Source organism: Rhizobium sp. FG113 (genome assembly GCF_057809895.1).
In genome coordinates this window covers 442,968-464,683 of sequence record NZ_JBMDKV010000001.1, presented here as the reverse complement: position 1 = coordinate 464,683, position 21,716 = coordinate 442,968, and the positions used below count along the sequence as shown (strand labels likewise).

Below are 21,716 nucleotides of genomic sequence, written 5' to 3'. Positions count from 1 at the left end.
CGGTGATACACGTGGCGTATCTCCGCAGCCAATCCCTCGCAAAGCGTGCTCAAGCTGACCGCTCTTGACGTTCTTCTAAAAATAGAACATAACAAGAACAAATAGCGAGGTAAGCGTATGACAAGAACTGAGGAAGTCATAGCAAACGCATTGGCGGTCGTGGCCGCGTCGCGGGCGGAGCGAGAGCGCGATGCCGAACGCCGCCGCCGCGTCTTCGGCAAGATCGAAATCGGCCTGCCGCTCCCCAAGATCAAGGGGCAGCAACTCAGCCTGGATCTACACTGATCCGGGCTTGGAGGTCGGGTTTTCTCTTTCTGGACTGTTTCAATGTCGGGGCGGATCAGGTATCCCCGCTGGCAAGAAAACGAAGACGGGCGAGCACGTTTGTCCGTCACAGATGAGAAAGCTCGTCCATTGTCGGATACCACGCCTTCCTGCTTCGACCGCCCCTACTCCGCCTTCCTTTTTGACATGGATGGCACGATCCTGAGCTCCCTTCTCGCCGCCGAGCGCGTCTGGGGCGCATGGGCCGCACGGCAGGGGCTTGATGTCGAGGCATTCCTTCCGACCATGCACGGCGCGCGCGGCGTCGATACGATCGCCAAGCTTAACCTGCCGGGTGTTGATCCGGTCGCGGAAGCCGCCGCCATCACCGAAGCCGAGATCAATGACGTCGAAGGTGTTTTCGCGCTGCCTGGCGCTGCCGCATTTCTGGCCGCGCTGCCGACTGACCGCTGGGCGATCGTCACTTCGTCGCCGCTTCGGCTTGCGCATAAGCGCCTGGAAGCCGCGGGCCTGCCGATCCCGAAATTCATCGTGACTGCCGAGGATGTCGAGATCGGCAAGCCCAATCCACAATGCTACATCCTGGGCGCCGAACGCCTGGGCTTCAGCCCGAGCGAATGCCTGGTGTTCGAAGATGTTCAGGCGGGCATCCTGGCAGGCGAAGCCGCCGGCTCCGATGTTCTGGTCATCACGGCAACCCAGCACCACGATCTCGAAACTTCGCACCCGACGCTTCACTCCTACGAGGACGTCAAGGTTCGGATTTACGAGGACGGCAAGGTCGGCCTCGGTAAATAACAGCAGAAATGAAAATGCCCGCCGCGAGACCTGCGGCGGGCATCTGCTCTTCGGCTCGGGAGAGAGTGAGCCTTAGATGTTGGCAAGCAACTCGTTGATGCGCGACTCCATGTCGGTAAGGGCGGCGTCGACGTCCTTCTGACCGGTAATCGCGGCGCTCATTTCCTGGCCGATGATGTCCTGGATCGCGAACTGACGCTGGACGGTCGAGGGCAATGCGGTACCGAGCGTTGCGATCGAGGCGATCGTGTCGCGGTGCGGCAGCGCCTTGAACTCCTTGGAGTCGAGAACGGCCTTGACCGCCGGCAGGTGGCCGGTGCGCGACCAGTCGAAATCGTTGTCGTGGAAGAACTTCAGGAACTTGCCGATCGCGGCATTTTCCTCATCGGAGCGATCCTTGGTCGAGACGGCCCAGCTGTGGCCATCCGCATACTGCGCCTTCTTGCCGGCGAAGAGCTGCGGATACGGGTAGACGGCGTAGCCGCCCTTGTTGAGCGCAGTGCCCGCCGTCTCGGACGAGGCGTTGTAATCGCCGATCACCCAAGTGCCGTTCAGGTGCACGCCGCCTTCGCCAGCGAGGAAGGCATTGATGCTGGCGGCGTAGTCGAGATCCTTGACCGTGTCGCCATTGTCATAGATCGCCTTGTACATCTCGAGGACCTTCTTGGCCTCGGGCGTATTGATCTTCACCTGCTTCGGATCGGCGAAGAAGGCGGAATCCTGCTGGAAGAGATAGGTGTAGAGGTTGCGCGTGTAGAGCGCGACTTCGTTGGCGAGGTTCTGAACGAAGTAAGGCTTGCCGGTCTTTTCCTTGAACTGCTTGGCCTGCGCCAGAAGCTCTTCCGGGCTGGTCGGCAGCTTCGGCGTGCCGTCGGCGTTGACCAGTTCCGCCTTTTTGAAGAGGTCCATGTTGATGTGGTAGAGCATGGTCCAGTTGTCGATCGGCAGGCCGTAGATCTTGCCGTCTTTGGTCACGCCGCCGAGGCTGGCGTCGGTGAAATCGGTCGGCGCGACGCCGACGGACTTCAGCACGTCGTCGAGCGGCATAATCAGGCCCTTGCTCTGATAGTCCGCGAGAACCGACTGGTGGATGGTGACGATATCGGGCGGATCGCCGGCGGCAAACTGCGCGGTCAACTGGTCATACCCCGGCCATTCGACCGTGGTCACTGTAACGTGCACATCCGGATTGTCGGCGTTGAACTTATTGATCAGCGAGGTGATGATGCCGCACTCGCCGACCGCCTTGCTGACATCGGTGTTCTTGCCCCAATCGGCATCGCAGGCGCCGAAGAAGCGCTGCACCGTGAGCTCGGTCGCGGCGAATGCCGGCGACGCGCCGACGAGCGCGATCACGGACGCCGCCGCCAGCATGTATTTCCTCAAATGATGTGTCATGCCCTTCTCCTCCTCTTCGGGGCTTTGCCCCTTTGGCTGGCCTCCTCCCCGGAAGCCGGTTGCGACGTCATCGCGTCTAGCCTCAGCGCACGGCGGCGCCGGAGACTGCCGTCACGATGTATTTCTGGAAAAACAGGTAGAGAACGAGGATCGGCGCGCTGGCAAAGACCGCCTGCGACATCAGAAAGCCGAGGCCTTCCGACTGCGCGAAATTGGTCTGTGTCGAGGCGATGCCGACCGTCAGCGTATACATTTCCTTCTTGGTGCCCGAGATCAGCGGCCAGAAGTAATCGTTCCAAGCGCCGAGGAAGGTGAAGATGCCGAGCGTCGCCTGCGCCGGAACCGTCAGCGGCAGAAGCACTTTCCAGAAGATCTTGAAGCGGCTTGCATTGTCGAGCAGTGCCGCCTCGTCGAGCTCCTTCGGGATGGCGCGAAAATACTGCGTCATCAGGAACACGCCGAAGGGCGCCGACAGGCCGGGCAGGATCAGCCCGTGATAGGTATTGTGGAACTTCAGCCAGCTGAACAGCTGGTGACGGGCGATCAGCACCGCCTGCTCCGGAACCGCCAGCCCCAGCAGCACGATGATGAACAGCGTGTTGCGAAAGGGAAAGTTCAGCCGCGCGAAGCCGTAGCCTGCGAGCGACGAGAGCACGAGCGTGCCGATAGTGAGCCCGCCGGCGACGATCACGCTGTTCAGCACCCAGCGGAACACAGACGAGGTCGCCAAGATGTTGATATAGTTGTTGATCGTGTAAGGTGCGTTGAAGACGGAGTTCATATCCGCCATCAGTTCCTTGTTGTCCTTCAGCGACAGGCCGATCACCCACAGCACCGGTGCAAGCATCACCAGCGCGCAGAGGATGGCGAGGAAAAGGATCACGCGGTCGCCCAGCGAACGGCCGACCATATTGCCACCTGTTGCGACACTCATCCTTCTTCTCCCTTCCGACGCGAAATGACGTACTGCGCCATGGCAGCGATGAGGATCAGCATGAAGAGGATTTCGGAGGCGGCAGCGCCCAGCCCGAGATCCCATTTGGTGAAGGCCGCTTCGTAGATGTAGAAGACGATAGGCTTTGAGACGTTGTTCGGGCCGCCCATGGTCATCAGCTTGGCCTGGCCGAACAGCTGGAACTGCAGGACGATCTGAATGATCACGACGAGCGCGAAGGTGCGGCGGATCGACGGCAGCGTGATGTACCAGAGCGTGCGCCAGCGGCTGGCATTGTCGAGCGCCGCCGCCTCGTAGATATCACCCGGGATCTGCTGCAAAGCGGAGAGGAACAGCATCATCGGCAGACCGATGCACCACCAGATGGTTGCGATCGCGATGCCGATCATCGCCAGCTTCGGATCGGACAAAAACGCCGGCGGCGTGGCGCCGAACCAGCCGTAGATGGTGGCGAGCAGACCGAAATTGCCGATGAAAACGATACGCCAGATCAGCGTGACGATGGTGACCGACAGGACCGACGACGAGAAATAGATCGTGCGCAGCGCCGCAGCCGTCCGCGTCTTGCGGTTCAAGGCGAGCGCCAGCATCAGGCCGATGATGGCGAGCGCCGGCACCGTGAGCAGCACGAAGTAGAAGGTGTTGCCGATCGCCTGGATGAAGATCTTGTCGCGGAACAGCCTGAAGTAGTTGTCGATGCCCACGAAGCGGCCGACGCCGAAGGCATCCGCCTTGTGCAGACTGAGCCAGATGCCCCAGAACAGCGGCACGACGAGCAACGTGACGAAGAAAAAGAGATAGGGCAGAACGAAAATCGCATTGCGCCAGAGCGGCGCATTGATGTTCTGCACCTTCAGGCGCGCGGAAGCCTTGGCGAGCGTGGCGGTGGCGGACAGCGTTGTCTCAGCCATGCCCTGGCTCCTCATTGTGCCAGGCGCGGCCTTCGGCATCGAAAAGATGCGTTCTGCTGCCATCGAGCGTCAGCCCCACCTCGTCGCCGATCGCGACACGGCTGTTGCCGATGTCCTCGGCGACGACGACGCTGCCGTCCTTGAGCCTGGTATAGAGCAGCGTACGGTCGCCAAGGCGCTCAAGCACATCGACCTTGCCCGTCGTGGTGGCCGGAACGCCGTTTGCGAGCTTCACCGCCTCGGCGCGGATGCCGAGCGCATGGCTGCCGCCTTTGAGGCCGGCGGCGCGGATGGCGGTCTTGAGCTGCGTGCCATCAGGCAGGCTGGCGCTGACGAAGCCGTTTTCCTCGGAGATCCCAACGTCGAGAAAGTTCATCGTCGGCGAGCCGACGAAGGTGGCGACGAAGCGGCTGGCCGGGCGGGAGTAGATCTCCATCGGCGAGCCGATCTGCTCGATCTTGCGGTTGTTCATGACGACGATGCGATCGGCCAGCGTCATCGCCTCGATCTGGTCGTGGGTGACGAAAATCATCGTCGACTTTACGCGATTGCGAAGCTGCGCGAGTTCGACGCGAGTGCGCACGCGTAGCGCCGCATCAAGGTTCGATAGTGGCTCGTCGAAGAGGAATGCCTTCGGCTCCTTGACGATGGCGCGGCCGATCGCGACGCGCTGGCGCTGGCCGCCGGAGAGCTGGCCGGGCTTGCGCTCCAGAAGATGGCCGATCTCGAGCATGCGGGCAGCTTCCGCGACTCGCGCCGTGATCACATCTGTGGGGACCGCGATGTTGCGCAGCCCGAAGGCCATGTTGTCGGCAACGGTCATGTGCGGATAGAGCGCGTAGCTCTGGAACACCATGGCGATGTCGCGCTGGCCGGGTGGCAGCGTATCGATACGCTCGCCGTTGATCGAGATCGTGCCTTCATCGACACTCTCAAGCCCGGCGATCATCCTCAGAAGCGTGGACTTTCCGCAGCCGGACGGGCCGAGAAAGACCATGAACTCGTTGGCCTTGATCGACAGCGACAGGCCGTCGAGCACGGTCATCGAGCCGTAGCGCTTGCTGACATTGCTGATTTCGATATTGGCCGTCATCCGGCTGCTCCCAAGCTGCAGTCAGAATCCGAAAATCCGATATGAACACATGGCTGGCACGAAACGGCGCGAATGGCGCCTGCTCTAGCAAGCAGGCCGCCTTTCGTCCATGATGGTGCCAAAACAGAAGCGGTTGCTCCCATCTTCTCCTCCCAGTGGCACGTCAAATCTGGTGCGCTGACGTTAAATCATACAATTACGATGTCAACATATCTTCGATATGTATCAGTTATCGTGATTTAATGGATCAGGCCTGCAGCCGGATCACGCGGTAGGACAGTGGCGCGATCTTCGCCGTCAGCTTGCCATCGGCGAATACCGAACCGCTCGCCTTCACCGGCACCACATTGTCTGGCTTTTCGGCCGTGTTGGTGATGGTGAGATCCGAATGGGCGACGACCTGGTCGTCGATGACCTTGAGGTTGCCGAATTCGAGCAGGCTGGCGTCGAGATCGAGCGCTTCCGTGCCGTGGCGGTTGACGATGAAGAAGGTGACGGTCTTGGCGTCCTTGTCGTGGACGGCTGAGACGTCGAGATAGGGCACGCTGCCGACATCCTCGACCTCGTAAGCCGGGCTGTCGACCATCAGCTTGAGCGCCGTGCCGCGGCCATAGACCGAAGCGAAGTAGTAGGGATAGAAGATCGTCTGGCGCCATGCGGCACCGCCAGGCGTCGTCATGATCGGAGCGATGACGTTGACCAGCTGCGCCAGGCAGGCGATCTTCACGACATCGGCGCGGTTGATGAAGGTGTTCAGGATGCAGCCGACCTGCAGCACGTCCTCGAAATTGTAATCGTCCTCAAGCAGCGCCGGGGCATGCGGCCAGCCATTGGCGCCGGCGAGCGTCGCCTTGTCGCGCTCCTTGGAATGGTACCAGACGTTCCACTCATCGAAGGAGATGTAGACGTCCTTGGTCGAGCGCTTCTTCGCCTTGATATAGTCGATGACGCCGGCAACCGTGCCGATGTAGTTGTCGAGCTCGATGCTGCGGGCCAGATAATTGGCCGTGTTCTTGGCGCGGTTCTCGAAGTACATGTGCAGCGAGATGTAATCGACCTCGTTGTAGGTGTGATCGAGAACGGTCGCTTCCCATTCGGGATAGGTCGGCATGTGGGCGTTCGACGAACCGCAGACGACCAGCTCAAGCGAGCTGTCGAAGGCGCGCATCGCCTTGGCGGTTTCGTGCGCCAGGCGACCATATTCGTCGGCCGTCTTATGGCCGATCTGCCAGGGGCCGTCCATCTCGTTGCCGAGGCACCAGAGCTTGACGTCCCAAGGCTCGGAGCGGCCATTGGCGATGCGCTTGTCGCTCCATTCACTGCCGCCGGGATGATTGACATATTCGAGGAAGTTGCGGGCTTCATCGAGCCCGCGCGAGCCGAGGTTGACGGCCAGCATCATCTCGGTCTTGGCGGATACGCACCATTCTGCGAATTCGTGCATGCCGACCTGGTTGCTCTCCGAGGTGTGCCAGGCGAGATCAAGACGCGTCGGGCGGCTTTCCTTCGGGCCGATGCCGTCTTCCCAGTTATAGGCCGAGACGAAGTTACCGCCGGGGTAGCGCACGATCGGAACGTTGAGTTCCTTGACGAGATCGATCACGTCCTTGCGCATGCCGTTTTCGTCAGCGGTCGCATGGTCGGGTTCGTAGATACCGGTATAAACGGCGCGGCCCAGATGCTCGATGAACGAGCCGTACAGGCGCGGGTCGATGTCCGAGATCGTGTATTTGCTGTGCGCGGTGACCGCAGCCTTCATGATATCCTCCACTATATCATTTTTTGTGATCTATATCACAATTTGAGGTGAATAAAGCGGAAGCCTCGGCCGGGGTCAAGGGCAAAATTCAGAAAATCGGGTACAGTCTAGCGTGTTCTGATACGCAGCAGTATGTCTTGGTCGTAATTGCCGAAGCCACGGCCGAAAATATTGATGCCGCCAGGATGCTTGGCGTCATCGCGAACGCCGATGCGCAGGCGAATCGAATGATGCTCGTCGAGCTTCAGGTCCGAAAGCGCCACGTCGGAAATGCGCAATCCATCGACGAAAGCGCCCTCGTCATTGATGCGGAAGCTCTTCAGCTTGCCGTACTGCGAGCCCTTCAATTTCCACCAATCCGGCGTGAAAACCCCGCGTTTGTCGCCGAAATCGCCGGGAGACGTCCACGTTCCGATGTCGATGCCATTGACCGTGAGCGTGATATCGGAGGGCCAGTCGGCGCTGGTGCCGGGTACTTCCGAGCTCAGTTCCATGACGAACTCGATCTCGCGGATGCGGGTGTTGGTCAGTCTCGCATTGTTGGGAAACTGGTATTCAACATGCCCGCGCGTGAACCAAATCAGCGCCGTCTTCATGCGATCCGGATCAAGGAAGGTGTTGGGCACGTCGAGCAGGCCGATGATGCCATCCACCGAACAGAGACCGCAGGGCGCGGTCACATCGTAGCTGGTGTAGAGACCAAGCGGCATCGCCACTTCGATCGCATCCGGTTCGGTTTCCTTGATTTCATTCTTGAAGACGACGAGGATCTCGTCATAGACGCTGTGACAGACCTTCTGGTTGCCCTTGCGCGCCTTTTGGGTCTCGGTGCGGATCAGCCCCGCTTCCTCCAACATCTGCACATTGGTCGAGACGCTGGACTGCGGTAGCTCAAGGATATCAGCGATTTCGTTGACGTTGAGTGGCCCCTTTTCGTGCAGAAGCTTCAATACGGAAACCCTTGCCGGCGATGCCAGCCCCTTCAGAATGGGCATGCCCTCCTCGGGATCGACGACAAGAAAATTGCGGCTCATATGAATCCCGTTCGCGGAAGATGAAATGCGTATTGCTGTTGTATATCGAATATTTTGATTTATTCAATTGCCCGAATTGAAATCGCCTGCTTGTTCATGCGTTTCCATTCCCGGCTAATTTTACCGGCTGCGTTTCCGTCGTGGTCATGATCCCATGCTAAGAATGGATCATCGCAACATGGGGTCGCCGATCTTGAGAGCCACGTTCCGCACGACATTCCTGCTTCTGACCGCGCTGGCGCCAACGCTGGTGGCAGCCCAAGGCTGGCAGAACGACGGCCGGGGAACCTCCATCTGGAGCGTGGCGCCGTCCGAGGGACAGTGCAATGTCAGCCAGGCGAAGAACCTCGCGCGGCGTGCAGGCATCATCCGCACCGATGTCGTCTATCAGGACAACGACACGCTGACGCTCCGGGGACTGACGGAATGGGGCGAACGCCGAGACATCATTTTCGCCAATGTTCGTGGCTGCCCCGAGATCGGTTTCCAGGATGTGCTGCCGTTGAATCAACGTCAGCAACAGCCCCAGCCACAACCGCCGCCAGTTCAGAGACGCTGAAAAAGCCCCGCGGCTGAGCCGCGGGACTTCTTGAGGCCGTGACCGGGAGAGAGTTGGTCAGGCGGCCTGAACCTTGCGCGCGGTGCGCGCCCATGCCGGCAGCCAGTCGCCGTGCGCGGCCAGCAGTTCGTCAGTCATCGCCCAGATCTGGTCGAGGTCGAGTTCGGCCGCGGTATGCGGGTCCATCATCGCGGCGTGGTAGATGTGCTCGCGATTTTCAGTCATCAGCGCCTGAACCGTCAGTTCCTGCACATTGATGTTGGTGCGCATCAGCGCGGTCAGCTGCGGCGGCAGGTCGCCCACGAAGGTCGGCTGAATGCCGGATGCATCGACCAGGCACGGCACTTCGGCGGCGCAATTGTAGGGCAGCGAGGTGATGCAGCCATTGTTCCGGACGTTGCCGTAGATCACCGAGGGTTCGCCGGTCCAGACCGAGTTGATGATCGAGGACGCATATTCCTTTGATTGCTTGACCTCGATCTTGTCGGCCGAGCGATAGGCTTCCGCCTGGCCCTTCCAGCGCTCGATCTGCTCGATGCAGCGCTTCGGATATTCGTCGAGCGGGATGCCGAACTTTTCGATCAGGTCCTCGCGGCCTTCCTTGATGAAGTAGGGTGTGTACTCGGCGAAGTGCTCGGAGCTTTCGGTGACGAAATAGCCGAGGCGGGTCAGCATCTCGTAGCGCACCTTGTTCGGGCAACGCGGGTTCCAGCCCGGCTTCGGAGCGCGACCTTCACGGTAGGCGCGCACGAGATCGGGATAGAGATCCTTGTAGGAGCCGTCGGGCTGGCGATGCTCGAACTTCAGGTAGAAGGCCATGTGGTTGATGCCGGCCGAGCGGTAGCGGATATCCTCGTAGGGGATATCGAGATCGTGGGCGAGTTCCATCGCCGTGCCCTGCACCGAGTGGCAGAGGCCGACCTGCTTAATCGTCGGATACTTCTCGGCGATCGCCCAGGTGTTGATCGCCATCGGGTTGACGTATTGCAGCATGATCGCTTCCGGGCAGACCGCGAGCATGTCCTCGCAGATCTTCCAGAGGTGCGGCACGGTGCGCAGGCCGCGCATGATGCCGCCGACGCCGAGCGTATCGGCGATCGTCTGGCGCAGGCCGAACTTCTTCGGAATGTCGAAGTCGGTCACCGTACAGGGCTCATAGCCACCGATCTGGAAGGCCACGACCACGAAGTCGGCGCCTGTCAGCGCCTTGCGCTGGTCGGAATAGGTCTCGGCCTTGGCCTTGACACCCAGCGTCGAGATCAGCTTGTTGACGACGATGGCGCTTTCTTCCAGGCGCTGCGGATTGATGTCCATCAGGGCGATGGTCGCGCCCGACAGCGCGGGTCGTTGCAGCACGTCGCCGATAATGTTCTTCATGAAGACGGTGGAACCAGCTCCGATGAAGGTGATCTTGGGGTTTCTTGCCATAATATCCTCCGGCATTGGCAATCAGGCTACCTCGAAAGCGGCTTTGACGAGCCGTTCGGTGTAGGCGGTCTTGGGATTGGTGAGAACTTCGTTGACGGGTCCCTCTTCCATGATCTTGCCATGCTGCATGACAATCACCCGGTGGCAGAGGGCACGCACGACCTTGAGATCGTGCGAAATGAAGAGGTAGCTGAGGCCGCGCTCGTCCTGCAGCTTGCGCAAGAGCTCGATGATCTGCGCCTGAACCGAGAGGTCGAGCGCCGACGTCGGCTCGTCGAGCAGAATGAACTCCGGCTCGAGTGCGATCGCCCGCGCAATCGCGATACGCTGGCGCTGGCCGCCCGAGAATTCGTGTGGAAAGCGCGACAGGATATTGCCCGGCATGCCCGCCGCGATCAGCGCCTCGCGCACGCGGTCCAGCCGCTCGGCCTTGGTGGCGCCGAGCTTGTTGACCACAAGCCCTTCCTCGATGATCTGGCCGATCGTCATGCGCGGATTGAGCGATGAGAACGGATCCTGGAAGACGATCTGCATGCGCGAGCGCAGCGGCCGCATCTCGGTACGCGACTTGCCGTGGATCGGCTGGCGGTCGAAGTAGATCTCGCCATTGTCTGCGTCGTTCAACCGCAGCAGCGCCTGTCCGAAGGTCGTCTTGCCGGAGCCGGATTCACCGACGAGCCCGAGCGTCTCGTGCTTGCGCAACGTCAGCCCCAGGCTGTCGACGGCCACGAGCTCCTTGAGCTCCGGCTTGAAGAAGCTGCCGTGCCGCATCATGAAGGACACGCGCACGCCCTTGGCGTCGAGGATGACCTCAGAGCCCTCGGGCAGCGGGTTCGCCTGGCCGCGCGGCTCCGAACTCAAGAGATGCTTGGTGTAGCTGTGCTGCGGATTGGCGAAGAGCTTTTCCGTCGTGTTGTGCTCGCGCATCTCGCCGTGCTGCATCACGTAGACGTAGTCGGAGAACTGCCGGACGACGGTGAGGTCGTGGGTGATCAGGATCACCGCCATCCGCATTTCCTTCTGCAGGTTGCGGATGAGGTTGAGGATCTGCGCCTGGACTGTGACGTCGAGCGCGGTGGTCGGCTCGTCGGCGATCAAGACGTCGGGTTCGTTGGAGAGCGCCATGGCGATCATCACGCGCTGGCGTTGGCCGCCGGACAACTGGTGCGGATACTGTTTCAGGCGCGCTTCGGGATCAGGGATCTGCACCTGCTTCAGAAGTTCGAGCGCACGCGCTTCCGCCTGCTTCTTGCTCACCTTGCGATGCACGCGGATCGCTTCGACGATCTGGCTGCCGATCGTGTAGATCGGGTTCAGCGAGCTCATCGGCTCCTGGAAGATCATCGAGATGCGGTCGCCGCGCAGCTTGCGGCGCTCGCGCTCGGGATATTTCAGGATATTGGCGCCGTCATAGTCGACGGTCGATTTCGGCGCAACGACGCCGCGCTTCGACAAGAGCCCCATGACGGTGCGGGCCGTCACGGACTTGCCGGAGCCGGATTCGCCGACGATGGCGATGGTTTCCCCGCGGTAGAGCTGGAAGGAGATATCCTTCACCGCTTCCACGGTTCCATGCTCGACCTTGAAGTTGACGCCGATGTTGCGGGCGTCGATGACGGGGTTTTCCGTGTGCGCATCGTGATCGAAGCGGACGGGCGGGGCAAACGAGTTGACGAGTGCGAGAGCCATGTTCTTCACCTCAATCAATAGGGATCGACCGCGTCGCGCAGACCGTCGCCGAGCGCGTTGAACGCGAAGACGGTGACGAGCACGAAGCCGACGGGGGCGAGGATCCAGGGGTAGGTGCCGATCACCGAATAGTTGGCGGTGTCCTGCAGCATCAGCCCCCAGGAGATCAGCGGCGGCTTCACGGCAAAACCCAGGAAGCCGAGGAAGGATTCGAGCAGCACGACGCTCGGGATATGCAGCGTGACGGCAACGATGACGTGGCTCATCACGTTCGGGAAGATGTGCTGGAAGATGATGCGCCGGTCGGTGGCTCCGACGGCCATCGCCGCGCGCACATAGTCGATGCGGGCGAGCGCCAGCGTCTTGCCGCGCACTTCGCGCGACATCTGCGCCCAGCCGAGCGCCGACATGACGACGATGACGAAGGCGAGGAAGACATTGGTCGGCGCCGTCACGGGGATCAACGAGGTGAGCGCCAGATAGAGCGGCAGCTGCGGAAAGGCGAGCACGATCTCAACGAAGCGCTGCACCCAGGCATCGAACGAGCCGCCGAAATAGCCGGAGACCATGCCGACGGTCGTGCCGATGACGGTGACGATGAAGACGACCGTCAGCGCGATGGTGAGCGAGATGCGCGAGCCGATGATGGCGCGAGAGAGAACGTCGCGGCCGAACTTGTCGGTGCCGAGGAAGTGCACCGGCTGGCCATCGACGGAGCCGAAGAAGTGGCGGTCGGTCGGGATCAGGCCGAGAAGGTTGTACTCCGAGCCCTTAACGAAGAAGCCGAGTACGCGCGGATTGTCGTAATCGGGGCCGACGATCGGCTGGAAGGTGACCGGATCGAGCTCCTCGGATTCGCCGAGTGCATAGACGCGCGGCGGATAGGTGAGATTGCCGTCCTTGTCGTGGAAGCTCACCATCTGCGGCGGCGCGAAGCCGGTATCGGTGGCCTTGGGGTCCATCGGCGCGAAGAAATCGGCGAAGACGGCCATCAAGAGGAGCAGGCCGACGAGCACGAGACCCATCATGCCGGTCCAGGACCGGCGCAGGCGACGCCAGACCAGCGAAAGATAGCTTTCGTTGCCGTTATGCAGACCCTTGACGGTCTCTTCGTGCGGTGGCGGGGGAGCGGAATCGAAGGCGAGCATATCAGGCTCCTCCGTACTGGCGGACGCGCGGGTCCAGCATGGCAAGCAGCATGTCGGCGATGATGTTGCCGACGATCAGCGTCGCCGAAAGAACCATCATGAAGGTGGCGGTGACATAGACGTCGCCGACCGCCATCGACCCGACGATCGCGGGGCCGACCGTCGGCAGCGAGAAGATGATCGCCGTCTCGATTTCGCCGGTCAGCATATAAGGGAGCACGACGCCCTGGTACATGACGAGCGGGTGCAGCGCATTGGGCACCGCATGGCGCATCACGACCGCGCTGCCCGACAGCCCCTTGGCGCGGGCCGTCTCGACATATTGCGCGTTCAGCGTATCGAGCAGATTGCCGCGCATGACGCGCATGTTGTAGGCGAGGCCGCCGAAGGTGGCGATGGCGACGACCGGCCAGACGTGGCTGACGAGGTCGACGAATTTCGCCCAGGACCACGGCGCTCCGCCATATTGCGGCGAGAAGAAGCTGCCGATTTCCGAGACGTTGAAATGGAACACCATCAGGTAAACGATGATCAGCGCCATCAGAAAGCGCGGCACCGTCATGCCGAGGAAGGAGATGCCGGAGAGCAGGCTATCGATCCAGCTATACTGGCGGGTGGCCGCCCATATACCGAAGCCGATGCCGAGTATCGATGCGAATATGTGACAGACCAGCGCCAGAAGCAGCGTGCGCGGCAGGCGCTCGCCAACGACGTCGGCAACCGGCTTGTTGTAATACATGCTGTAGCCGAAATCACCCTGGGTGATGATGCCTTTGATCCAGGCGAAATATTGAATGACCATCGGCTGGTCGAGGCCATGCGCAACGCGGTAGGCCTGGGCCTGCGCTTCGGCGGCTTCGAAGGACGCACCGCTCTGGTTGATCAGCTGCGACCGTATGTAGTCGGCATAGTCGCCCGGCGGAGCCTGAATAATCGCGAAGGTCACGATGCTCAGGATGATCAGGACGGGGATGGCGGACGCTATGCGCACGAGCAGGAAGCGTAACATCGGGCTCGTTTCTCCTTGCTGCCAGTCGCGCCTTTCGGTGCGGCCGGCTTGTTGATCTTGCCCGGCCGCGCATCACGCGCGACCGGTCCGTTCGCTGGGAGGAGAACTTAGTTGATCGGGCCCTTTTCGCCGGGCTTGCCAGGCAGCTGCTCAGGGAACAGCTCGTACTTGCCCTGCTTGTCGGCAGCCACCCACAGGCGTTCGCGGATGACGGAATCTTCAGCCCAGTTGAACATGAAGATCGGCGTTCCCGCTGGCACGTTCGAGAAGCGCTTGTTGATGATCAGCGCACCCGGATACTCCGTGAGGCCAACCGTATCGACATTCTCGGTCGCGATCTTCTGGTACTGCTTCATCAGGGCGACGCGTTCGTCATTGTCCTGGCTCGTGCGGAACTTGTTGACGATGTCGACCAGCTGCTGCTCGTAAGGCATCAGATCGACCTTGTCGTCCTTGCCGGCGCGGTGCTGCCAGCTGGTGCGCGGTCCAACCGGAGCGAGCTGCTCGGTATTCTGCACCACGGAGGCCAGTTCCGTCGGGTTGCGCTGGATCAGCCAGTCGAAACGGCCGCCGTAATGGGCGTCGTCACGCTTCGGACCATCGAGGGCATTGAGAATGACCTTGATCCCGAGCTTTTCCATCTGCCCGACGACACCTTCCGCAAGGCTCTTGTCGGTGCTGTAGGTATTGTTGACGAGCAGCACGATCTCGAGGTTCTTGCCGCCTTCGGTGCCGGCGGGGAAGTTCACGAAGCCGTCGCCGTCGGTATCCTTCAACCCAACCTTTTCAAGCAGCGCCTTGGCACCCTGGAGGTCGAACGGATAATAGACCACTGAATTGCGATCATAGAAGCTCGTGCCCGAAGACAGGCCGCCTGGATAGATCGCTGTGAACGGACCCTTGACGAGCGAGTCGCCGATCGCCTTGCGATCGAGAGCCATGGTGACCGCCTTGCGGAAGTCCTCGTTGCGGTTCAGCTCGCGGATCGCCTGGCTGCGTCCATCCGGTTCGCCCCAGCCATTGGCTGAGAAGTTCATGCGCAGATTGTAGCCGATCAGGCGCGGGCCGAAGGCGAGACGGGCGGGTGCCGTCTTTTCGGCGGCTCGCTTCAGCGACGCCACGAAGTTTTCCGGCTGCTCGAGGTTCGAAATGTCGCCGGAGCCGGCAACGGCCTGCACGTCGCGGTCCGCCCAGGTGGAGAGCTTGTAGTGCAGCTCGTTGAGGTAAGGCAGCTGGTTGCCCTTCTCGTCCACCTTCCAGTAATAGGGGTTGCGGCGCATCACGATGATATCGTCGGGACGATACTCGACCGGCACCCAGCCACCCATGACAGGCATGTTCATGTACTCAGGCGGGAAGGCATTCTTGAACTGGTCGTAGGTGTTCTTCGAATATTTCGGATGCTGTGGCTTGAGGATATGCGACGGGCCCGGGCAGAAATTCGGATAGGCCATCGTGTAGAGATACTGCTTCGGGAACGCTTCCTTGAAGGTCCACTCGACGGTGTAGTCGCCGATCTTCTTCAGCGTGGTTCCCTCGCCGAAGGCCTCGGGCGAAGCGCCGCCGCCGAGCGGTGAGACGTTGGGATCGATGACTTCGTCTTCCCAGTAGAACATGATGTCGTCGGCATTGAAGGCAACGCCGTCAGACCACTTGGCGCCTTCGATCAGGTGCATGGTGAGCTTGTGGCCGTCCTCGGACCATTCCCAGCCCTTGGCGAGGTTCGGAAGCGGCTCGGTGTCCTTGGCTTCGACCTGGAAGAGCGGTGCGGTGCGCGTCAGGCATTCGGAAAGGCCGATGTCGATGCCGCCCCAGCCTTGTGTCTGGCCGGCGCCGTAGTTCCAGCCCTCAGGCCGGCCGCCGATGACATGGCGCAGCGTGTCGCCATAGACGCCGATGCCATCGACCATGTTGTCGGTCTTGAAGACCAGCGGCTCCTTGGGGAGACGGTCCTTGACCGGGGGAAGCTTGCCGGTATCGACAAAGTTCTTCTTCACCCAATCCGGCTCGTTATACGAGGGAAGCGCCTTGAACTCCTCGATGGAGTCTCTCGATACATAATTGATCTTGCCTTCCGCCGGAAACTGCGGCGGAACGGGCGGTGTCGTCGGCTCGGAGGCGTAGGCGCTCAAAGCCTGGACCGAGACGCTCAGCGCCAGTCCGGCCAGAATGCCAAGGTTGCGGTAATGTCTCATCGTCTCTCCCTTTTTGTATCGGGACGCTTGTCGGCTGCCCCGGTTCTCCTCAACGATCCGGAAACGGGCTTGCAGCGATGGCGTCCCCTCCTTGGAACCCCATCGCCACCCGTCCTCCGGGGAACTTACACGGCCTGCTTGAGCGCCGCCTTCTCGGCGCGGAGCTCATCGATCGAGCGGACGTTGCGGCGTGCCGCACCTGCCCATTCACGGGTCTTCACCGTCGACTTCGCCAGACGTTCCTTGGCGGCCGGAACCGCATCCGCATATTGCGGTAGCCAGCGCGCCTGGGCGACAACCATTTCATCGACCATCTGCCAGACCTCTTCCGGCGTCGCCACCGCGCCGACCAGCGGGTCGTGCAGGACGGCGAGCTTCAACAGGTCGATGTCGCCGCTGATGGCGGCATGGACCGACATGCGCTGGACGTTGATCGAGGCCATGCAGGTCGCGGCACACGCTTCCGGAATAGTGATGCCGGAGACCATGTTGATGCCGAAGCGATCGACGAATCCGGGCGATTCGATGATCGCATCCGATGGCAGATTGGTGATCACGCCGTTGTTCTTGAGGTTGAAGTGACCGCGGTAGACTCGGCCGGTTTCCAGCGCTTCTAGAATGTGGCTGGCGTGCTCGTTGGAGCGCTTGGCCGGATCGATCGGCTTTTCGGCCGACGCGAGGAACTGCGGGAACTCCGTTTCGAACCAGTTGCGGGTTTCGGTGGAGTGGCGCAGATAGCCGCCGGTCTCGCCGTGGATCCAGTCGGACATGTCGATCCACTTGGTGATTTCGTCAGGCCGCTTGCGGTACCAGGGCAGGTATTCCGACAGGTGGCCGTTGCTCTCCGTCGAATAGACGCCAAAGCGCTTCAGGACGTCGATGCGCAGCTTTTCCTGCTGCGAGAAGACAGGATGCGCCTCGAAGGCGGCAACCAGCTCGTCCTTGCCGATCTTGCGACCGTTGAGCTTCAGGTCGACGAACCACGTCTGGTGGTTGATGCCAGAGCAGATGTAGTCGAGCTCGGAGACAGACTTGGCGCCGAGCACTTCGGCGATCTGTTCGGCGCCGTGCTGGACACCGTGGCAGAGACCGACGGTATCGACCTTGCCGTATTCGATCGCGGCCCAGGTGTTCATCGCCATCGGGTTCGCGTAGTTCAGGAACTTGGCGCCCGGCTCGGCGACTTCGCGGATGTCCTTGCAGAAGTCGAGGATGACAGGGATGTTGCGCTGGCCGTAGAGAATGCCGCCGGCGCAGATCGTGTCACCGACGCACTGATCGATGCCGTATTTCAGCGGAATTCTGATATCGTCGGCATAGGCTTCGAGACCGCCGACGCGTACGCAGCTGATGATGTAGCGCGCGCCGGTCAGCGCTTCGCGGCGGTTGGTCGTCGCAGTCACCTTGGTCGGCAGTTTGTTCGATGCAACAATAGTGTCGAGGATCTGCTTGATCATCTGAAGATTGTGCTCGCTCATGTCGGTGAGCGCGAACTCGATGTCCCGGAATTCAGGAACGCACAGAATGTCGGTGAACAGCTTTTTCGTGAAGCCGACGCTGCCTGCGCCGATGATAGCGATTTTGAAACTCATGATCCTAGCCTCGATGCGATTAGAATGCCGGGATTGGATAACAGGAAGAAGAATAGGCCGCGGACTTGCGTCCGACGCCGAAAAAGGCCAGAAATCCGGCTTATTCTCCTCCCCGCCGCTACTCAAGCCCGGCGGTGTTCTCTCTCTTGGGGCGGATTATGCGTAAAAAATTCTGGGCCGCCAGAGAAGGATTATGCTTTCATGGGTAATTCTGTGCTGCAAGATTTGATCGACCGCGGACCGTCCATGCGCACGGTTTCGCTGCCGCGCGGCCGACAATCCCTGCACACCATGCCGACAAGCACCGGTTACGAGCTACGCGAGAATGCCACCTATGACTGGGACGGCCGCAAGCGCGGGCAGACGCCTTTTACCGTATTGCAGCATACGATCAGCGGCGCAGGCAATCTGCGCTATGAGAATCGCGAGTTGCGGGTGAAGGAAGGCGAGACCCTGCTTGTGCTGGTGCCGCACAATCACCGCTACTGGCTGGAGGATGGCGATCGCTGGGAGTTCTTCTGGATCTCGATGAACGGCGAGGAGGCGCTGCGCATCCACCGATCCATCCTCGCGGTCACCGGTCCCATCCTCAAGCTGCAGCCGCAGACGATCGAGCATCTTGCCGATTGCAGCCTGCGGCTGATCACCGGCGGCGAGACGCCGGGACTGGCATCGTCGATCGCTTATGAGGCGGCGATGGCGCTCTACGATGACGTGTTCGGTTCGCATCCGGTGTTCAGCGAGGAATACCGGACGATGCAGCACGTGATCGACTACATCACCGACAATCTGGAAAAACCGCTGCCGGTGGAGGACCTCGCTAGGGTAGCAGGCCTCAGCCGCGCGCACTTCTCGCGCATGTTCGCCGCCAACGAAGGCCTGCCGCCGGCCGAATACGTGCTGCAGAAGCGGCTGAAACGGGCCGTCAAGCTTCTGACGAAGACCGCGCACATGCCGGTCAAGGAGGTGGCGATCCGCTCCGGCTTCGAGGATGCCAACTACTTCTCCAAGGTCTTCCGCCGCGTCTATGGCACCAACCCCACGGAATTCCGCACCACAGGCATGTATGCCAGCGTCGGCAAGCCGCGCTGAAGGTCGGGCCGGACTAATCGGTGGGCTTTTCCGGCGCAGCACCGTGATCGGCGTCCGAGGGCGTCGGTGCTGATGGTAGCGGCCGCGAGCCTACATAATAAGCACATCCGCCGATCACCAAACCGACGAATAACGCCAGCCATATGCCCGGGCTCGCCGCCAGATAGAACACCACATAACCGCCGGCCATGCCGGTCAGCGCCATGGCCTTGGCACGCATCGATATCGCGCCCTGGTCACGCCACGCGCGCAATGTCGGGCCGAACGTCTTATGGTTCAGCACCCAGGCTTCGAGCCGTGGCGACGAGCGGGTGAAGCACCAGACGGCAAGGATCAGGAAGATCGTCGTCGGCATTAGCGGCAGCAGCGCACCGATGAAGGCAAGGACCAGCATCAATATGCCAAGGACGAAATATCCTGCACGCAGAGTATAGGCGGTGACGCGGCCGGGTTTCACAGACATCTTCCGGTTTATAGAGGGCTGGATATCCCTTTCACGACACTGTCGCGGAATGCAAGGGCATAGCCGTCTTTCCGGTACCCGGCACTATTCCGCCGCCTCTCGCAACGTCAACGGTTCGATATGGTGAAGCTGGTCGGCATTGGGGAACAGATTGTGCCGGAGACCGACCAACGCCATCAGGACCTTGCGCACCGCCGCCGATGACCTGACAGGCGCGCGAACGGTATCGATCGCAGCATCGACCGCCTGCAAAAGCGAAGAGGCTGGCTTCGTCTCGGCCCTGTGCCTTCTTTCCATATAGAAGGATGCAACCGCATCGAGGACCTCGTCAACGGCTGCGCGTTGATCGGCGAGAAGCAGACCCTTGTACCCCTGCAGATCGACGACGCTGGTGCCGACCCGCATGTCCTTCAGCATATCCGCCTGGATGACGGCGGAACCCTCCGCGATCGAGGCGAGACGCGGCGCCATCAGCGAGAGCCGATCCAGCATGGTATAAAGCAGGGCCTGGGGATCGCGCTTGTGCGACTTGCGCGCCACCGAAGCGATGTCCGTCCACGCCGCCTTCAAGAGCCTGCGCGCGCTCCAATCCGCACCAACCGAGCGAACCACGGCGGCAATGCCGATCGCCATCAGCGTTCCGAGGATGGTTGAGAGATTGGTGTTCAGGAAGGAGGCGAGATCGAAGCTCGGCCGCGATTGCAGTGTCAGCATGGTCGGGATGTTGGCGGACAAGGCCATGCCGAGCAGAAAGGTGGATGGCCGGGCGATCAGCACGCCGAGCGGCAGGAAGAGGAAACTCAGCGCCAGCACCAGCGAGGAAAATCCGGTGAGAACGGGCATGACCGCGAAGACGAAGACAAAACTCAAAACGACCGCCACCATGCTGAAGATAGTGAACTTTCGGATCATCGGCGTCGGGTTGTCCATCGCGGCGAAGAAGCAGATGAGAATGCCCGCGATGACGGGCGCGCCGGCGCCGCTGCTCCAGCCTGTCATGATCCAGAAGACCGTTCCAAGCACGATGGCTAGCGCCGCCGCGAAGCCGGAGAAGAGCGCCATGCCATAGTCTTTATGAGTCGGGCGCGTGGTTGCCTGCGCAAGACCGGACGAATGCATCTTCCGGGCGGATCGTGATCCCGAGGCAATATCCTGTCGCAAGCCTGCGCACTCATTCCAAATCTGCAAGAGGTCCCGCAGGCGAGCGACGAAGTCCAACAGGAGGAGATCCTGCCATCGGCTTGAGGATTTCGCTTCGGTCTCAAGCTCCTGAAGTGGCGCCACGAACTCGCTGAAGCGGTCCGCCGACATCGGCTCTTTCGTCCGCATCCACTCATCCGCATCGACGATGAGTTTCGCTACCGCGGATGTGTGCTCATAGCCCGTCCTCGCGAGCTCGGCATCCACATCAACAAGACCGGAAACCACGGGAAGCAGTGTGATCATCAGCCCCTGAAGTTCACGCGAAGCGCCGACGAGATCACTGTGGCTCGAGGTGTCGTAGGACACATGGGTCGTGAACATTCTGATGTCGGCGGCCTCGGCCGCAAGACGGCGGGAGGTGCGGACAAGCGTGGCGTCCTCGGGGCGTCTGTCGAGTGCTGCCGTTATCAGAACGGACGCATCTCTCAGCCAGGCATCAATACGCGCCGTCAGCACGGGCCCGGCATGGCGCGGGAAAACCACTCTGTTGATGATTGCCGCGCAGATGATGGCCACGAAAATCTCGATGACGCGCGAAGTGGTATAGGTGAAGACCGTCGCCGGATTGTCGACCAGCGGAAAGCTGGTGAGCGCTGTCGTATAGCCGGCGAGCATGAACCCGTAGCTGCGCGGCGTGCGGTCAAGAAGACTGATGGCAAGGCAGCCGGCGACCCATAGCGCGATCGCCAGGGTCAGCAATTCCGGCGCATTGACGAGATTGGGCACGAGCACGATGCTCATCGCGCCACCCGCCGCCGTGCCGACCAGACGGTAGACCGCCTTGGACGTGCTTGCGCCCGATAGCGGATGCGCGACGATATAGACGGTGGTGACAGCCCAATAGGGGTTAGGCAGGTCAAAGCACAAGGCGATGAACAGCGCCAGCATGGCTGCGATGAATGTCTTTATCGAGAAAACCATGTCCCACGTATCGGGGAGCCAGGTGAGCTTCTTGCTTGCCATGAAAAACCGGAAGGGAGCGCAGCCGCTCGTCATGAATTAGATCGCCTACGTACTATTTGCATACGAATGAAAATAAAACAATATGCTTTACTGCGCGACCGCGCGCCTTTAGCGCTCTTTCAACGAAGGCCGGCGCGGGGAG

The 21,716-nt window shown here is 61.0% G+C and carries 18 protein-coding genes; 4 read left to right on the top strand and 14 right to left on the bottom strand.

The genetic code is table 11. The annotated features are described in order from the left end of the window. Positions 1 to 117 precede the first annotated feature (117 nt). Entirely contained in the window at positions 118 to 285 is a 168-nt protein-coding gene (locus tag ACODTZ_RS01895) for a hypothetical protein (protein WP_165936891.1), read from the top strand. Positions 286 to 414: 129 nt separating this feature from the next. Continuing rightward, on the top strand, positions 415 to 1,083 hold the full coding sequence (locus tag ACODTZ_RS01890; protein WP_402930221.1) for an HAD-IA family hydrolase: 669 nt from the start codon (positions 415 to 417) through the stop codon (positions 1,081 to 1,083). Between the two features lie 72 nt (positions 1,084 to 1,155). On the opposite strand, the gene ACODTZ_RS01885 is transcribed toward ACODTZ_RS01890, so the two are convergent. From ACODTZ_RS01885 to ACODTZ_RS01860, 6 genes are all read right to left on the bottom strand, one after another. After that, the gene (locus ACODTZ_RS01885; RefSeq protein WP_489023332.1) at positions 1,156 to 2,481 is read right to left on the bottom strand and encodes an ABC transporter substrate-binding protein; all 1,326 of its coding nucleotides are present in this window, start codon (positions 2,479 to 2,481) and stop codon (positions 1,156 to 1,158) included. A gap of 82 nt (positions 2,482 to 2,563) precedes the next feature. Continuing rightward, positions 2,564 to 3,415: a carbohydrate ABC transporter permease gene (locus ACODTZ_RS01880; protein WP_489023330.1), complete on the bottom strand. Its 852-nt coding sequence runs from the start codon at positions 3,413 to 3,415 to the stop codon at positions 2,564 to 2,566. Further along, the gene (locus ACODTZ_RS01875) at positions 3,412 to 4,347 is read right to left on the bottom strand and encodes a carbohydrate ABC transporter permease (RefSeq protein ID WP_489023329.1); all 936 of its coding nucleotides are present in this window, start codon (positions 4,345 to 4,347) and stop codon (positions 3,412 to 3,414) included. The genes ACODTZ_RS01880 and ACODTZ_RS01875 overlap by 4 nt, the downstream gene beginning before the upstream one ends. Continuing rightward, a complete protein-coding gene (locus ACODTZ_RS01870; protein ID WP_489023328.1) occupies positions 4,340 to 5,440 on the bottom strand; it encodes an ABC transporter ATP-binding protein in 1,101 nt (366 codons plus the stop codon). The genes ACODTZ_RS01875 and ACODTZ_RS01870 overlap by 8 nt, the downstream gene beginning before the upstream one ends. 247 nt (positions 5,441 to 5,687) lie before the next feature. Then, complete coding sequence (arfA, locus tag ACODTZ_RS01865; RefSeq protein WP_489023327.1) at positions 5,688 to 7,199, bottom strand: arabinosylfuranosidase ArfA; 1,512 nt, start codon at positions 7,197 to 7,199, stop codon at positions 5,688 to 5,690. Positions 7,200 to 7,306: 107 nt separating this feature from the next. Continuing rightward, the gene (locus ACODTZ_RS01860; protein ID WP_018898037.1) at positions 7,307 to 8,233 is read right to left on the bottom strand and encodes an ArsR/SmtB family transcription factor; all 927 of its coding nucleotides are present in this window, start codon (positions 8,231 to 8,233) and stop codon (positions 7,307 to 7,309) included. Positions 8,234 to 8,411: 178 nt separating this feature from the next. On the opposite strand from ACODTZ_RS01860, the gene ACODTZ_RS01855 reads away from it, so the two are divergent. Beyond that, the gene (locus ACODTZ_RS01855) at positions 8,412 to 8,792 is read left to right on the top strand and encodes a hypothetical protein (protein WP_489023326.1); all 381 of its coding nucleotides are present in this window, start codon (positions 8,412 to 8,414) and stop codon (positions 8,790 to 8,792) included. Positions 8,793 to 8,849: 57 nt separating this feature from the next. Here ACODTZ_RS01855 and ACODTZ_RS01850 read toward each other — a convergent pair whose 3' ends face one another. The 6 genes from ACODTZ_RS01850 to ACODTZ_RS01825 form a co-directional block, all read right to left on the bottom strand. Then, complete coding sequence (locus ACODTZ_RS01850) at positions 8,850 to 10,220, bottom strand: alpha-glucosidase/alpha-galactosidase (RefSeq protein ID WP_111560626.1); 1,371 nt, start codon at positions 10,218 to 10,220, stop codon at positions 8,850 to 8,852. Between the two features lie 21 nt (positions 10,221 to 10,241). Then, positions 10,242 to 11,909, bottom strand: coding sequence for an ABC transporter ATP-binding protein (locus ACODTZ_RS01845; protein ID WP_489023325.1), 1,668 nt, complete (start codon positions 11,907 to 11,909; stop codon positions 10,242 to 10,244). A gap of 14 nt (positions 11,910 to 11,923) precedes the next feature. After that, complete coding sequence (locus ACODTZ_RS01840; RefSeq protein ID WP_111560628.1) at positions 11,924 to 13,057, bottom strand: ABC transporter permease; 1,134 nt, start codon at positions 13,055 to 13,057, stop codon at positions 11,924 to 11,926. A gap of 1 nt (position 13,058) precedes the next feature. Further along, complete coding sequence (locus tag ACODTZ_RS01835; protein ID WP_489023324.1) at positions 13,059 to 14,066, bottom strand: ABC transporter permease; 1,008 nt, start codon at positions 14,064 to 14,066, stop codon at positions 13,059 to 13,061. A gap of 107 nt (positions 14,067 to 14,173) precedes the next feature. Next, positions 14,174 to 16,261, bottom strand: coding sequence for an ABC transporter substrate-binding protein (locus ACODTZ_RS01830; RefSeq protein ID WP_489023323.1), 2,088 nt, complete (start codon positions 16,259 to 16,261; stop codon positions 14,174 to 14,176). A 125-nt stretch (positions 16,262 to 16,386) separates the two neighbouring features. Continuing rightward, positions 16,387 to 17,853, bottom strand: a complete 1,467-nt coding sequence (locus ACODTZ_RS01825) for an alpha-glucosidase/alpha-galactosidase (RefSeq protein ID WP_047504373.1) — start codon at positions 17,851 to 17,853, stop codon at positions 16,387 to 16,389. Positions 17,854 to 18,054: 201 nt separating this feature from the next. Here ACODTZ_RS01825 and ACODTZ_RS01820 point away from each other — a divergent pair, with 201 nt between their 5' ends. Then, positions 18,055 to 18,945, top strand: a complete 891-nt coding sequence (locus ACODTZ_RS01820) for an AraC family transcriptional regulator (protein WP_112981306.1) — start codon at positions 18,055 to 18,057, stop codon at positions 18,943 to 18,945. Between the two features lie 13 nt (positions 18,946 to 18,958). Here ACODTZ_RS01820 and ACODTZ_RS01815 read toward each other — a convergent pair whose 3' ends face one another. After that, positions 18,959 to 19,408, bottom strand: a complete 450-nt coding sequence (locus tag ACODTZ_RS01815; RefSeq protein WP_489023322.1) for a YbaN family protein — start codon at positions 19,406 to 19,408, stop codon at positions 18,959 to 18,961. An 84-nt stretch (positions 19,409 to 19,492) separates the two neighbouring features. After that, entirely contained in the window at positions 19,493 to 21,607 is a 2,115-nt protein-coding gene (locus tag ACODTZ_RS01810) for an FUSC family protein (protein ID WP_489023321.1), read from the bottom strand. Positions 21,608 to 21,716: the final 109 nt, after the last annotated feature.